This is a genomic window from Azospirillum sp. A29 (genome assembly GCF_042604625.1).
Taxonomy (GTDB): Bacteria; Pseudomonadota; Alphaproteobacteria; order Azospirillales; family Azospirillaceae; genus Azospirillum; species Azospirillum palustre.
In genome coordinates, this window is the sequence record NZ_CP170463.1 from 595,135 (window position 1) to 608,669 (window position 13,535).

Sequence of the window (13,535 nt, forward strand, 5' to 3'; positions counted from 1 at the left end):
TGGCGCACATATCAACATTTAATATCCGCTAAATTTGCATGATATTCCCTTGTTATGAGATATTCTTTCCTGTAGCCTGACAAGAGCCGCAAAAGCACCGGCCGGAAAGCGCCGGGGGCGGCAAACCAACCCAACCCATCCAAGAAACACCGGGCATCAACCGATGAAATGGCTGAAATCGCTTCTCGTCGCCGGCCTCATGCAGGTCGCCGCCGTCTCCGCCGCCCACGCCCAGGCCGACCTTGACCGCATCAAGGCCGACGGCGTGCTGAAGATCGGCACGGAGGGGACCTATGCCCCCTTCACCTACCACGACGCCTCGGGCGCGCTCGTCGGCTTCGATGTGGAGATCGGGCGCGAGATCGCCAAGCGCATCGGCGTGAAGGCCGAGTTCCTGGAAGGCAAGTGGGATGGGCTGATCGCCGGCCTGGACGCTCGCCGCTACGACGCCGTCATCAATCAGGTCGGCATCACCGAGGCACGCAAGGCCAAGTACGATTTCTCCGACCCCTACATCACCAGCCGCGCCGTGCTGATCGTGAAGGGCGACAACAGCGCGATCAAAAGCTTCGCCAACCTCAAGGGCAAGAAGTCGGCTCAGTCGCTGACCAGCAACTTCGGCAAGCTGGCCGAGGCATCCGGTGCGCAGCTGGTCGGCACCGACGGCTTCGACCAGTCGATCCAGCTGGTGCTGAACGGCCGGGCCGATGCGACGGTCAACGACAGCCTGTCTTTCCTGGATTTCAAGAAGCATAAGCCCGACGCCAACGTGAAGATCGCCGCGACCCAGGATAATGCCGATCAGTCCGGCATCATCGTCCGCAAGGGCGAGGCCAAGCTGGTCTCCGCCATCAACGAGGCGCTGACCGCCATGAAGGCCGACGGCACCTATGCGACGATTTCGCAGAAGTATTTCGGCGCCGACGTTTCCAAGTGACGTTTTCAGACTAGTTTCCCGTCTCGCGTCAACGCCCGCCGCAATGCCCCCAGCCCCATCCGGGCCGGGGGCATTGTCGTTCCATCTTCATGAGAGGCACCTTCCCCGTGCTGCACTGGCTTACCCTGATGGCGGACTCGCTTCCGTCGCTGCTGTGGGCGGCGCTGGTCTTCACCGTTCCGCTGACGCTGGCCTCCTTCGCGCTCGGCCTGATCGTCGGGCTGGTGGCGGCGGTGGTCCGGCTGTTCGGGCCGGCTCCGCTGGCCGCCATCGTCCGCTTCTATGTCTGGATCATCCGCGGCACGCCGCTGCTGGTGCAGCTGTTCCTGATCTTCTACGGCCTGCCCAGCGCCGGCATCGTGCTGGACGCCTTTCCGGCGGCGCTGATCGGCTTCACGCTGAATGTCGGCGCCTACACCTCGGAGATCATCCGCGCCGTCATCGGCTCGGTGCCGAAGGGCCAGTGGGAGGCCGCCTATTCCATCGGCATGAGCTGGTCGCAGGTGATGCGCCGCACCATCCTGCCCCAGGCCGCCCGCGTCGCCGTGCCGCCGCTGTCCAACAGCTTCATCTCGCTGGTGAAGGACACCTCGCTCGCCGCCGCCATCACCGTGCCGGAGCTGTTCCAGGCCGCCCAGCGCATCGTCGCCACCAGCTACGAACCGCTGATCCTCTATGTGGAGGCGGCGCTGATCTATCTTGCGCTCAGTTCCGTCCTGTCGGCGTTGCAGATCCGGCTGGAACGGCGGCTCAACCAGTATGGCGGTTTCCTGGAGGCCAAGTCGTGATCCGGCTGTCGAACATCGAAAAGCGCTTCGGCGACCTCACCGTGCTGAAGGGCGTATCGGTCACCGTGGCCGAAGGCCGCGTCACCGCCCTGATCGGTCCGTCCGGCGGTGGCAAGAGCACGCTGCTCCGCTGCATCAACCTGCTGGAAATTCCGACCTCCGGCACCGTGCGCATCGGCGAGGAGGAGCTGTCCTTCCAGCCCGGCGGCAAGCCCGGATGGAAGGATATCCAGCGGCTGCGCGGACAGACCGGCATGGTGTTCCAGAACTTCCAGCTTTTCCCGCACCGCACCGCGGTCGAGAATGTGATGGAAGGGCTGGTGACCGTGCAGAAATGGCCGGCGGAGAAGGCGCGCGACCGTGCCATGGCCCTGCTGCGCAAGGTCGGCATGGACCACAAGGCCGATGCCTGGCCGGCGACCCTGTCGGGTGGGCAGCAGCAGCGTGTCGCCATCGCCCGCGCGCTCGCCCCGTCGCCGCGCGTCCTGCTGTGCGACGAGCCGACCTCGGCGCTCGATCCCGAACTGTCGGGCGAGGTGGTGGAGGTGCTCGGCACCTTGGCGGCGGAGGGCACCACCATGGTGATGGCGACCCACGACCTGCGTCTCGCATCGCGCATTGCGCATGAGGTGGTGTTTCTCGACGCCGGACAGGTGGTGGAATCCGGACCGTCGCAAACGCTGTTCACCCATCCGACCCGTGAACGCACCCAGCGCTTCATCGCCACCCTGAGCCAGCAGGGACAGCAGGGGGAAGGCGTTTAAGGGACGTCACCGGGGGCCAAAGGATCCGGCGGCAAGTAGCATTCGACAGAAGAAAGTTGCCCCTCTGGCCTCCGCCGGATCATCTTTTCAAGCAACCTGACAGACAGCCGTCATTCAAGGCACATTGTTGCTCCGAGAAATGATGGCATTCCACCGTCAGCAGTGGCACCACATACTGAACGATGACAGGTTTATGCGTATTATACCCAAAGATACTTTATCTTTGGTCGCAGCATTGTAACGGATTTTACCCCTTATTCGTCCAACCCATGGAAAATGCCTCACTATTGCCCCAGCTGACTTGACCATCTTGGCGCCGCATCAAAACCGCTAAGGATACGGACCAATGGCCACGACCTCCGGGAACTCGACCATCACGGTGAGCGCGAAGGGCACCCTCGACGCGCATTTCAACCTGCTGGTCGACGGCAAGAAGATCGGTGAGGGCACCACGGATGCCACGGCCAAGGATTTCGTCTTCAAGACGGACATCGTCGAGGGCCAGGGCCACAAGGTGCAGGTCCAGTACGACAATGATGGCATCTTTCACGGGACCGACCGCAACCTGATCGTCAACGAGATGACGATCAACGGCAAGTCGGTCCTGCCGACCGACGACCATGTTACCTATGACAAGGGTGCCCTGGACGGCCATGACGTCGCCGACGGTCAGGCCGGCATGTGGTGGAACGGCACGATGGTCGTCGATGCCGACAAGAGCTATTTCCCCACCTCCAGCGTGACGCCCCCCACCATCCCACCGGTCAGCGAAGCGCCGTCGACCGACCCGACGCCGTCAACGCCTGCGCCCTCCGTGCCGAAGCCGACCGATCCGGGCTTCTATGTCGCCACCAACGGCAACGACAGCTGGTCGGGCAAGCTGGCCGCTCCGAACGCCGACGGCACCGACGGCCCCTTCGCCTCGCTGCAGAAGGCGCAAGCCGCCATGCGCGCCGACCCCAACATCGACACCACCTACATCCGCGGCGGCGACTATCACCAGAACGGGATGTGGCTGGACGGCCAGGATTCCGGCGTGACCTTCACCAGCTACGGCAGCGAGAAGGCGGTGATCCACGGCGGCTCCAACGCCAGCGTTTCCTTCGGCCTCGGCGGTGCCAAGAACGTTACCATCGAAGGCCTGACCTTCGCCGATGGCGTGGTGGGCGGCCACTATGTCTTCGCCGACAATGCGTCCGGCCTGACCTTCGCCAACAATGCGGTCAAGGGCGGCGGCTACGGCATCACGGTGCAGAACAGCGCCGGCAGCAGGGTCATCGGCAACCAGTTCGACAGCACCGGTGCGGAAGCCATCTTCGTCAAGGCCGGCTCCAACGCCACGGTCGTCTCCGACAACCACATCACTCACCCGAACGCCGCCGACCGCGGCGATGCCGGCATCTGGATCAACGGCAGCTCCGACGTGCAGGTCACCCACAATCTGGTCGAGAATTCGCCGGAGAAGGCCATCGCCGTCGGTTCGGTCCAGACGGACGGCAGCGATGCCACCCATCGTGTCACCATCGCCAACAACAAGGTGGTCGACGCCAATCTGGAGTCCAACGACGGCGGCGGCATCTATCTGATCAACCGCCAGCAGGATCTGACCGACCACACCGTGGTCAACAACGAGGTTACCGGCACCACCGCGACCAACCCGTCGGGCGATGTCGCCAGCTGGGGCATCTATCTGGACGACTGGACCAGCGGCACCACGGTGAAGGGCAACATCGTCCACGGCAACATCGGCGGTGTGTTCCTGCATGGCGGCTGGGACAACAAGGTCACCGAGAACGTGATCGCCGACAACAGCGGCGCCCAGATCGGCCTTCAGCAACCGGTCGCCTGGAGCGGCTGGCAGGGCCATCAGATGAGCGGCAACGATATCTCCGGCAACGTCGTCGATGTCCGTGACGGCACCGCCGTCCATATCTACGGCCCGGCCAATGTCGGCAACATCCACAACAACTTCTACAGCAACCTCGACGCCTCCAAGGACATGTTCGACGTCTGGCCGCAGGTGATGTCTGGCGGCGGCAAGGGCGATCTGGCGGAATGGAAGGCCGCCGGCTACGACAACGGTTCGGTGCAGCTGGACCCGAGCTTCGTCAATCCGGGTGCGCATGATTTCAGCCTGGCATCGAATTCCGCGGTGTACGGGCTGGGCTTTGACCACATCCCCACCCATGACATCGGGCTGCTCGGCTGATCGCAGCCGGTCGCATCGGAGCATAACGATCCGATCAAGCGCGGTCCCTCGGGACCGCGCTTTTTTCTTGCCGCCTTTGTGGCTGACACCGGGCATTAATCTGCCGAAATGGCGGGCACGCTCTTGAATTGGTGACAATCGCCATCCATTTACCATCCACATGGATGGTTTATGGATGGCAGAGCGATGGCCGAGACTGAACAGAGTTTGAAGCCCAAAACCGGCGACAGCGAGAAGATCACGATCAATCTCGGCTATGTCGACCTCGGCCACATCGACCTGCTGGTCGAGGAAGGGTTCTACTCAAACCGCACCGACTTCATCCGCACCGCCATCCGCAATCAGGTCGACCGGCACGCCGATGTCGTCCGGCAGACGGTGGCGCGCAAAAGCGTCGATCTCGGACTGCGCCACTTCACCCGGGCGGATCTCGAGGCGGCTCAGGCAGCAGGACAGATGCTGGATATCCGTGTCCTCGGCCTCGCCACCATCGCCCAGGACGTGACCCCCGAACTGGCCCGTTCCGCCATCGCTTCGCTGAGCGTGCTGGGCGCGCTGCATGCGCCGACCGCGGTCAAGGCGGCCCTCGCCGACCGCATCCGCTGAAATTCTTTCGGCTCAGGCCACCGCCTGCGCCCGATGCGAACCAGGAAAGTATGGACATGCGCCACACCACCCCACCCGGCATGCTTCCCGGCATGGCCGAAGCCGCCCGCCTGACCCAGGCCGGCAAGCTCGGCGAGGCGACGACCCTCCTCCAGCGCTTGCTGCGGGGGGACGGCAAGGGCGAGCCGGCGCCGGCACCGGAAACGACCGCACCTGGGGCCACCCTGGAGGGGGAGTTCGTAAGACTTGACCCCACGCCTTCGGCAAAGGACGCCGGCCCGCAGCCCGCCAACAACAGTGGGAGGCAGAGGTCCGGAGCCAAGCCGCGCACCGGGCTGGGCGAGACCCTGCGCGGCCTCGCCGCACGCTTCACCCCGAACGGTCTTCATGGCGGCGCCCCGCGACCGGCCCCCGACCCATTGCCGGACGGAGCGTCCTTCACAACGCTCTCGTACAGCGGGCCGGCCGGAACACGGGCCTACAAGCTCTATGTGCCAGCCGCGTCAGGCGACGGACCGCGGCCGCTGGTGGTGATGCTGCACGGTTGCACCCAGTCACCCGACGATTTCGCCGCCGGAACCCGGATGAACGCCTTTGCCGAGCGGCACGGCATCCTCGTCGCCTATCCCGAGCAGCCGGCTTCGGCCAACGCACAGCGCTGCTGGAACTGGTTCAAGCCGGAAGACCAGCGGCGCGACCAGGGCGAACCGTCGCTGCTTGCCGGCATCACGCGACAGATCATGCACGACCATCGGGTCGATCCGGAACGAGTCTACATCGCCGGACTGTCGGCCGGCGGTGCAGCGGCGGCGACGATGGCAGCGGCCTATCCGGATCTCTACGCCGCGGTTGGCGTGCATTCCGGCCTGCCGGCCGGCGCCGCGCAGGACCTGCCGTCCGCCCTCGCCGCGATGCGACAGGGTGGCAGCCGAAGCCCGCGAGCGGCGATTCGCGGCAACCGCAGGGTGCCCACCATCGTCTTTCACGGCGACCGCGACCATGTCGTCCATCCCAGCAACGGCGACGGCGTTATCGCACAGGCCACCGCCGGTTCCAATCTGCGGTCGGAGGTGCAGCAGGGCCAAAGCCCGGGCGGCCATGCCTACGACCGCAACATCCTTCGCGATCCCGACGGGCGGCCCCAGTGCGAGCACTGGACGATCCATGGCGCCGGGCATGCCTGGGCCGGCGGCAGCCCATCCGGCTCCTACACCGACCCGCAAGGTCCGGACGCGACGGCGGAAATGCTGCGCTTCTTCCTGGAGCATCGGCTGGAGACCTCCCCGCGCTGAACGGGGCCGCGACCGAAAGACCCGCCGACGCGACATGGCTTGGCGAGCGGACTCAGCCCCGGTCCTTCACCGCGCCGATCAGGAATTCCTTGTTCCCTTCCGGCCCGGTGATCGGACTTTCGGTGATGTCCAGCACCCGCCAGCCCGGCAGCGCGTCCAGCCAACCGCGGATGCGGTCGCAAACCTCCTGGTGCAACTCTGGTTCGCGCACGACGCCGCCCTTGCCGACACGACCCTTGCCGACCTCGAACTGCGGCTTGATCAGGGCGACCAGCCGGCCGCCCGGCACCACCAGATCGAGCGCAGCCGGCAGCACGATCTCCAGCCCGATGAAGCTGGCGTCGCACACCACGAGGTCGATGGGGTCGGGGATTTCGGTGGCGGTCAGGTGGCGAGCGTTGGTCTTTTCCAGAACCGCCACGCGCGGGTCTGTGCGCAGCTTCCAGGCCAACTGGCCGTGGCCGACATCGACGGCATAGACCTTGGCGGCCCCGCGGGTCAGCAACACATCAGTGAAGCCGCCGGTGGAGGCGCCGACATCGACCGCCGTCAAGCCGATGGGATCGATGGCGAAGACATCCAGCCCTTTGACCAGCTTCAACCCACCGCGCGACACCCAGGGATGGTCCTGCCCCTTGACCGCCAGCGGGGCCTCCGCCGCGATCTGGTCGCCGGCCTTGTCGATGCGCCTGGTGTCGGAATAGACCAGACCGGCCAGGATCAGCGCCTGCGCCTTGGCACGGCTTTCCGCCAGCCCGCGTTCCACCAGCGCCACATCAACCCTTACCCGTGCCATGCCGCCGCCCTTCGCAATCCCGCAAAGGCGCATTCCTGACGCGGAACGGCCGGAAGGGCAAGCCCCGCTTCCTGGGAGACGATAAACGTCAGGCAAGGATCAGGCGGGCGGGAACTCCACCACCACACGGGTGCCGTAGGGGCTGCTGTCCGCCGTCAGTTTGCCGCGCAGCTGGCCGACAAAGGCACGCACCACCTTCAACCCCAGCGTGGTCGCGCGGGACAGGTCGAGGCCGGGCGGCAGGCCGGCGCCGCGGTCGACCACCTCCAGCCGGATGCTACCCCCATCGCCACGGCCAAGCCGCACGTCGATGGCACCGGGCGTGCCGGAGGGAAAAGCATGGCGTGCCGCGTTGCTGACAAGCTCACTGACGATCAGGCTGAAGGGAATGACCGCCTCGGTCGGCATTTCGGTGGCGTCGGCGGTGACCTGAACGCGGGGAGCACCGGGCAGCGTCGCCTCAAGCTCCTGGCATAGCTCGCGCAGATGGACCGCCATGTCGATGGTGCCGGCGCGCAGGGAGCCGTGGGTGCGCTGATGGGCCTGGGTGACGATGCCGACGCGGCCGCCGGCGCTCTGCAAGGCCCGCCGCACCTCCGGATCCTTGCTCGACAAGGTCTGAAGAGTCAGCAGGCTGGAGACCAGTTGCAAGGTGTTCTTCAGGCGGTGGCTGACATCGCGCAGGCGGCGGTCATGCTCGGCCACTGACTCCGGCGTTTCCTCCGCTGTGACGATCAGGGCGCGGACGACGCCGTTGACCCCCAGCATCGGGGTGACGCGGACATCCCAGAAGCGTTCCCCGTCGGTCGAGCGGTCGCCGGCGGCGCGGTTGCGCTGGGGCTGTGCAGTCCGCCGCGCCTCGGCGATCAGCGAGGCCGCCAGGGCCGGGAAGCGCTCCGTCAGGCCAGTCCCCGCAACGACCCCCAGCGCCCGGAACGCGGCGTTGGCGAAGGCACAGTGATCGGAATCCCCCTCCACCAGAGCGGTGGGCGTCGGCGTCTGATCCAGCAGACAGCGCAGCATCGCAGGATCGTCGATGCCGGCACCGCCGGCCGCAACATCGGTGCCGACCACCCGTCCCGCTCCCGGATCGGTGCCGAACTCCGCGTTACGGAATGCCGTGACCGCCATGATATGCGCCATCGCCCCTGACCCCGTAGCCGTCCTGCCGCTGGCTCCTCCCTCCGGTGTCGGCGGGCTACCATTTCAGCTTCGACATTGTAAGGCGTGGCTCTCGCTCCGCACCAGTCCAACAACCCGAAACCTTGCTAGACAAATGGCATTACGACGTTCGGAAGGCGTAATGCCAGTGAGTGTCAGGCTCGGGCGGCGGCGCTCTCGATCCCCAACGCCTGGAGCGCGGTGTGGACGATGTGCTGGGCGCTCAGGCCGGCCGTCTCATACTGCTTGGCCGGCGAGTCATGGTCGAGATAGGTGTCCGGCAGAACCATCGGCCGGATTTTCAGCCCACCGTCGAGCAGCCCGGCCGTCGCCAGGAATTGCAGCACGAAGCTGCCGAAGCCACCGACCGATCCTTCCTCGATGGTGATCAGCACCTCATGCTCCAGCGCAAGGCGGCGGACCAGATCCTCGTCCAGCGGCTTGGCGAAGCGGGCGTCGGCGAGCGTCGTCGAGAGGCCGCGCGCCGCCAGCTCCGCCGCCGCGCGCCGGGCCTCGCCCAGCCGGGTGCCGTAGCTGAGGATGGCGATCTTGGTTCCTTCCTGAAGAATGCGGCCCTTGCCGATGGGCAGGATGCTGCCGCGGTCGGGCAGTTCCAGCCCCACACCCTCGCCGCGCGGATAGCGCAGGGCCGAGGCACGGTCGTCGATGGCGGCCTGGGTCGCCACCATGTGCATCAGTTCCAGCTCGTCCGCCGCCGCCATCAGGACGATGTCGGGCAGGCAGCCGAGATAGGCGGTGTCGAACGACCCGGCATGGGTCGCCCCGTCGGCACCCACCAGACCGGCGCGGTCCAGCGCGAAGCGCACCGGTAGATGCTGAAGCACCACGTCATGGATGACCTGATCGTAGGCACGCTGAAGAAAGGTGGAATAGATGGCGCAGAAGGGCTTGAACCCCTCCGTCGCCATGCCGGCGGCGAAGGTCACCGCATGCTGTTCGGCGATGCCGACGTCGAAGCAGCGGTCGGGGAAGCGTTCCCCGAACAGGTCCAGCCCGGTGCCCGACGGCATGGCGGCGGTGATGCCAACGATGGTCGGGTCGGCCACCGCCTCGGCGATCAGGCTCTGGGCGAAGACGCGGGTGTAGGTCGGGGCGTTGGACTTCGGCTTGGACTGAGCGCCGGTCACCACGTCGAACTTGGCGACGGCGTGCAGCTTGTCGGCCGACTCCTCCGCCGGGCCATAACCCTTACCCTTCTTGGTGACGACGTGGATCAGCACCGGCTTGTCGTCGTCGGCGTCGCGGACGTTCTGCAGCACCGGAAGCAGATGGTCGAGATTGTGCCCGTCGATGGGGCCGATGTAGTAGAAGCCCAGCTCTTCGAACAGGGTGCCGCCGGTGACCATGCCGCGGGCATATTCCTCCGCCCGGCGGGCGGCGTTGCGCAGCGGGCGCGGCAACTGGTCGGCGATCTCCTTCGCCAGATGGCGCAGGGACAGATAGGGCTTGGACGAGATCAGCCGCGACAGATAGGCGCTCATCGCACCGACCGGCGGGGCGATGGACATGTCGTTGTCGTTGAGGATGACGATCAGACGCGACTTGGTCGAGGCGGCGTTGTTCATCGCCTCATACGCCATGCCGGCGCTCATCGAGCCGTCGCCGATCACCGCGATGACGTTGCGCTGCTCGCCCTTGATCTTGCTGGCGACCGCCATGCCGAGGCCGGCGGAGATGGAGGTGGAGCTGTGGCCGGCACCGAACGGATCGTATTCGCTCTCCGACCGTTTGGTGAAGCCGCTCAGGCCGCCGCCCATGCGGAGCGTGCGGATACGATCGCGGCGCCCGGTCAGGATCTTATGCGGATAGCACTGGTGCCCGACGTCCCAGATCAGCCGGTCGTAAGGCGTGTCGAAGATGTAATGAAGCGCCACCGTCAGCTCGACCACACCCAGACCGGCGCCGAGATGGCCGCCGGTCACCGAAACGGCATCCACCGTCTCGGTGCGCAACTCGTCTGCGAACTGGCGGAGCTGCTCGGGCTTGAGAGCCCGCAGCTTGGCTGGCGTCGGACAAAGGTCGAGCAGCGGGGTCTTGGTGGCGGTCACGTCGTGATGGTCCTCAAAGCTCTGGTCAGGCGCGGCGCGCGACGACGAAGTCGGCGACGGCCTTCAACATATCGGCACGCCCATCGAAAATGTCCAAGTGCTGCGAAGCCTGATCGGCAAGCATTTCCGCCTGGGCCCGGGCACGGTCGCGGCCGAGGATCGACACGAAGGTCGCCTTGCCCGCCTGGGCGTCGCGGCCGACGGTCTTGCCGGTCTCCTCCGCCGTGCCTTCCACATCCAGCAGATCGTCGACGATCTGGAAGGCGAGGCCGAGATCGTGGGCATAGGCACGCAGGGCGGTGCGCTGCGGCGGGTTGGCCTTGCCCAGGATGCCGCCGGCCTCGCAGGAGAAGGCGATCATCTCGCCGGTCTTCATGCGTTGCAGCCGGGTGGTGGTCCCCAGGTCGAACGTCTCATGCTCCGCGATCAGGTCCAGCATCTGGCCGCCGACCATGCCGTGGCCGCCGGCCGCCTTGGCCAGCGCCGTCACCAGCTGGCAACGGATGTTGGGGTCCTCGTGCGTCGCCGGATCGGCCAGCACCTCGAAAGCGAGCGTCAGCAACCCGTCGCCGGCCAGGATGGCGGTCGCCTCGTCGAACTGGCGGTGGCAGGTCGGCCGGCCGCGCCGCAGCTCGCCATCGTCCATCGCCGGCAGGTCGTCGTGGACCAGCGAATAGCTGTGGACCATCTCCACCGCCGCAGCGGCGCGGATGGCGCAGTCCGGGTTCACCCCGAAGAGGGCGGAGGACTGCATCACCAGGAAGGGGCGCAGCCGCTTGCCGCCGTTCAGGCAGCCATAGCGCATGGCGTCGAACACCCGCGCCTCCGCCAAATCGGTGGTCGGCAGCAGGGCGCCGATCTTCATCTCGACAGCCTGGGCGATCTCCGCCATGGCGGACTTCAAATCGGATTGGGAAATGGTCTGCACGTCAGTCGATCCGGGCGGGTTCGGTGCCGAGGGAGCCGTCGGCGCTTACGGTGATGCGGTCGATCTTGGCCTGCGCCTCGCGCAGCTTCATCTCGCAATGGCGCTTCAGCGCTGTGCCCCGCTCGTAGGAGGAGATGGCATCGTCGAGCTTGCCGCGGCCTTCCTCAAGCTGGCGGACGATCCGCTCCAGTTCGGCGAGCGCATCCTCGAAACTGAGGGCGGCGATGTCGGGCGGAATGGGAACAGAAGCGGCGGAAGGGGGCATGTCGGGCAGAACCATCGATGGAACCTCAAGCCCGCGAAGGTATGCCCCGCCCTCGTCCGGCGCAAGGCCCGAGGCACTCCCGTACCCCGGCCCTTGCGGACTATGTTCGGCCGCTGGGCAGCCTATGCGTTCGGGCGGAACTACCCCTTTCGGGAGACGAAGGCCGCCGTCCCGTGGGGAAGGATCCGGTCAGCAGTACATCAGTTCCCGCACATGGGCCGCACTTGCCGAGGCAAGTGCGCGAAGGTTGTATCCGCCCTCCAGCACCGAGACGATCCGTGCGCCGCAATGGGTGCGGGCCAGCTCGCCCAGCTTGCGCGTGGCCCAGACGAAATCGTCGTCGATCAGGTGCAGGCCGGCCAGCGGATCGCGCGAATGGGCGTCGAATCCGGCGGAGATGATCAGCAGATCCGGCTTGAAATGGTCGATGGCCGGCAGGATGACGTGCGTCATCGCGTGGCGGAACTCGGGCGATCCCGCCATGGCCGGCAGCGGCGCGTTGACGCAGTTGCCATATTCACCCTTCTCGCCGGCATCGCCGGTACCGGGATAGAGCGGCGACTGATGGGTCGAGCAATAGAGCATGTCGGGGTCGAACTGAAGGATGTCCTGCGTGCCGTTGCCGTGATGGACGTCGAAATCCATCACCGCCACCCGTTGCAGCCCATGGACGGCGCGGGCATGGAAGGCACCGACGGCGGCGTTGTTGAACAGGCAGAAGCCCATCGCCTTTTCCCGCTCCGCATGGTGGCCGGGCGGGCGGACGGCGCAGAAGGCGTTGCGCGACTGGCCGGTCGCCACCGCATCGACTGCGGCGCAGACGGCCCCGGCCGCGCGCAGCGCCGCCTCCCCCGATCCGGGCGAGACGACCGTGTCGGCATCGACGCCCGCATGCTCCACATCGGGGATCAGCGACAGCACGCGGTCGATGTGCGACTGCGGATGCGCCCGCAGAAGCTGTTCAACCGTGGCGCACGGCGCCTCCTGCCGTTCCAGCATGTGGAACTCCTCCGTCTCCAGTGCGGCGAGCACGGCGCGCAGGCGGTCGGAGCATTCGGGATGACCGAGACCCGTGTCGTGCTCCAGGCACGCCGGGTGGGTAAACAGGGTGGTGAACATCGATTTTTCGGTCGTTATCGTTGGTTTTCGGGCGGTAAAGGCGGCGTTTCCGAAAACCATTCTTCCCGCATCGCTAATGAAAGTACAGGCTGAATCCAGGACGATTCGTCACAGCCCACTTTCGGGAGCGGAGGCAATCCGTGACACGGCACGATTGGGGTACGAACGGATGCAATGCCGGTGGCGCAGCGGCCGGCCGTTCGGGTCAGACCGCCCGCTCGATGACGAAACGCAGGACACCCTCCTCCTCCACGACCGACAGCAGACGGTTGCCTGTCGCCTCGCAGAAGGCGGGAAAATCCTTGCGGGCACCGGGATCGGTCGCCTCTACCGTCAGAGTATCGCCGATGGCGATGGCCTTGATCGCCTTGCGGGCGCGCAGGACGGGGAGCGGGCACTGCAAGCCCTTGGTATTCAACGGATGGTCGGTCATGGCGAAAATGCTACCCGACTCGCCATGCGCTGTCACGATGCATGGTGGGAAGGCTGCAACGCCCAATGCGGTTGATTATCGATCACAACCGGTGGCTGATACAACCCCATCGGCTTTGCTTCGCGATGCGAGAAAAAGCCGGAGCACAGTGAGGATCGCGACGCTCAA

The 13,535-nt window shown here is 66.0% G+C and carries 13 protein-coding genes; 6 read left to right on the forward strand and 7 right to left on the reverse strand.

Annotated features, from left to right (window positions below; translation table 11 throughout):
- The first annotated feature begins 163 nt into the window (after nucleotides 1-163).
- The 6 genes from ABNQ38_RS11235 to ABNQ38_RS11260 all read left to right on the forward strand — a co-directional run bounded on the left by ABNQ38_RS11235 (nucleotide 164) and on the right by ABNQ38_RS11260 (nucleotide 6,596).
- Nucleotides 164-937: an amino acid ABC transporter substrate-binding protein gene (locus ABNQ38_RS11235; protein ID WP_377806917.1), complete on the forward strand. Its 774-nt coding sequence runs from the start codon at nucleotides 164-166 to the stop codon at nucleotides 935-937.
- Between the two features lie 128 nt (nucleotides 938-1,065).
- The gene (locus tag ABNQ38_RS11240; RefSeq protein WP_377807415.1) at nucleotides 1,066-1,725 is read left to right on the forward strand and encodes an amino acid ABC transporter permease; all 660 of its coding nucleotides are present in this window, start codon (nucleotides 1,066-1,068) and stop codon (nucleotides 1,723-1,725) included.
- Nucleotides 1,722-2,489 (forward strand): amino acid ABC transporter ATP-binding protein, encoded by a 768-nt coding sequence (locus ABNQ38_RS11245; RefSeq protein ID WP_377806918.1) that lies wholly within the window; start codon nucleotides 1,722-1,724, stop codon nucleotides 2,487-2,489. The genes ABNQ38_RS11240 and ABNQ38_RS11245 overlap by 4 nt, the downstream gene beginning before the upstream one ends.
- A gap of 346 nt (nucleotides 2,490-2,835) precedes the next feature.
- Nucleotides 2,836-4,698 carry a right-handed parallel beta-helix repeat-containing protein gene (locus ABNQ38_RS11250; protein WP_377806920.1) on the forward strand — a complete coding sequence of 621 codons (1,863 nt, stop codon included), beginning with the start codon at nucleotides 2,836-2,838 and terminating at the stop codon, nucleotides 4,696-4,698.
- Between the two features lie 186 nt (nucleotides 4,699-4,884).
- Nucleotides 4,885-5,304: a CopG family transcriptional regulator gene (locus ABNQ38_RS11255; protein ID WP_377806921.1), complete on the forward strand. Its 420-nt coding sequence runs from the start codon at nucleotides 4,885-4,887 to the stop codon at nucleotides 5,302-5,304.
- A gap of 56 nt (nucleotides 5,305-5,360) precedes the next feature.
- Nucleotides 5,361-6,596, forward strand: coding sequence for a PHB depolymerase family esterase (locus tag ABNQ38_RS11260; protein ID WP_377806922.1), 1,236 nt, complete (start codon nucleotides 5,361-5,363; stop codon nucleotides 6,594-6,596).
- Between the two features lie 52 nt (nucleotides 6,597-6,648).
- Here ABNQ38_RS11260 and ABNQ38_RS11265 read toward each other — a convergent pair whose 3' ends face one another.
- The 7 genes from ABNQ38_RS11265 to ABNQ38_RS11295 form a co-directional block, all read right to left on the reverse strand.
- Nucleotides 6,649-7,392, reverse strand: a complete 744-nt coding sequence (locus ABNQ38_RS11265; RefSeq protein WP_377806923.1) for a TlyA family RNA methyltransferase — start codon at nucleotides 7,390-7,392, stop codon at nucleotides 6,649-6,651.
- Nucleotides 7,393-7,491: 99 nt separating this feature from the next.
- Nucleotides 7,492-8,523: a sensor histidine kinase gene (locus ABNQ38_RS11270; protein ID WP_377806924.1), complete on the reverse strand. Its 1,032-nt coding sequence runs from the start codon at nucleotides 8,521-8,523 to the stop codon at nucleotides 7,492-7,494.
- Between the two features lie 185 nt (nucleotides 8,524-8,708).
- Nucleotides 8,709-10,622, reverse strand: a complete 1,914-nt coding sequence (dxs, locus tag ABNQ38_RS11275; RefSeq protein ID WP_377806925.1) for a 1-deoxy-D-xylulose-5-phosphate synthase — start codon at nucleotides 10,620-10,622, stop codon at nucleotides 8,709-8,711.
- Between the two features lie 25 nt (nucleotides 10,623-10,647).
- Nucleotides 10,648-11,550 carry a polyprenyl synthetase family protein gene (locus tag ABNQ38_RS11280; protein WP_244592594.1) on the reverse strand — a complete coding sequence of 301 codons (903 nt, stop codon included), beginning with the start codon at nucleotides 11,548-11,550 and terminating at the stop codon, nucleotides 10,648-10,650.
- Nucleotide 11,551: 1 nt separating this feature from the next.
- Nucleotides 11,552-11,830, reverse strand: a complete 279-nt coding sequence (locus tag ABNQ38_RS11285; protein ID WP_376962580.1) for an exodeoxyribonuclease VII small subunit — start codon at nucleotides 11,828-11,830, stop codon at nucleotides 11,552-11,554.
- A 174-nt stretch (nucleotides 11,831-12,004) separates the two neighbouring features.
- The gene (locus ABNQ38_RS11290; protein WP_377806926.1) at nucleotides 12,005-12,934 is read right to left on the reverse strand and encodes a histone deacetylase family protein; all 930 of its coding nucleotides are present in this window, start codon (nucleotides 12,932-12,934) and stop codon (nucleotides 12,005-12,007) included.
- Nucleotides 12,935-13,139: 205 nt separating this feature from the next.
- Nucleotides 13,140-13,367: a sulfurtransferase TusA family protein gene (locus tag ABNQ38_RS11295; RefSeq protein ID WP_377806927.1), complete on the reverse strand. Its 228-nt coding sequence runs from the start codon at nucleotides 13,365-13,367 to the stop codon at nucleotides 13,140-13,142.
- Nucleotides 13,368-13,535 lie beyond the last annotated feature (168 nt).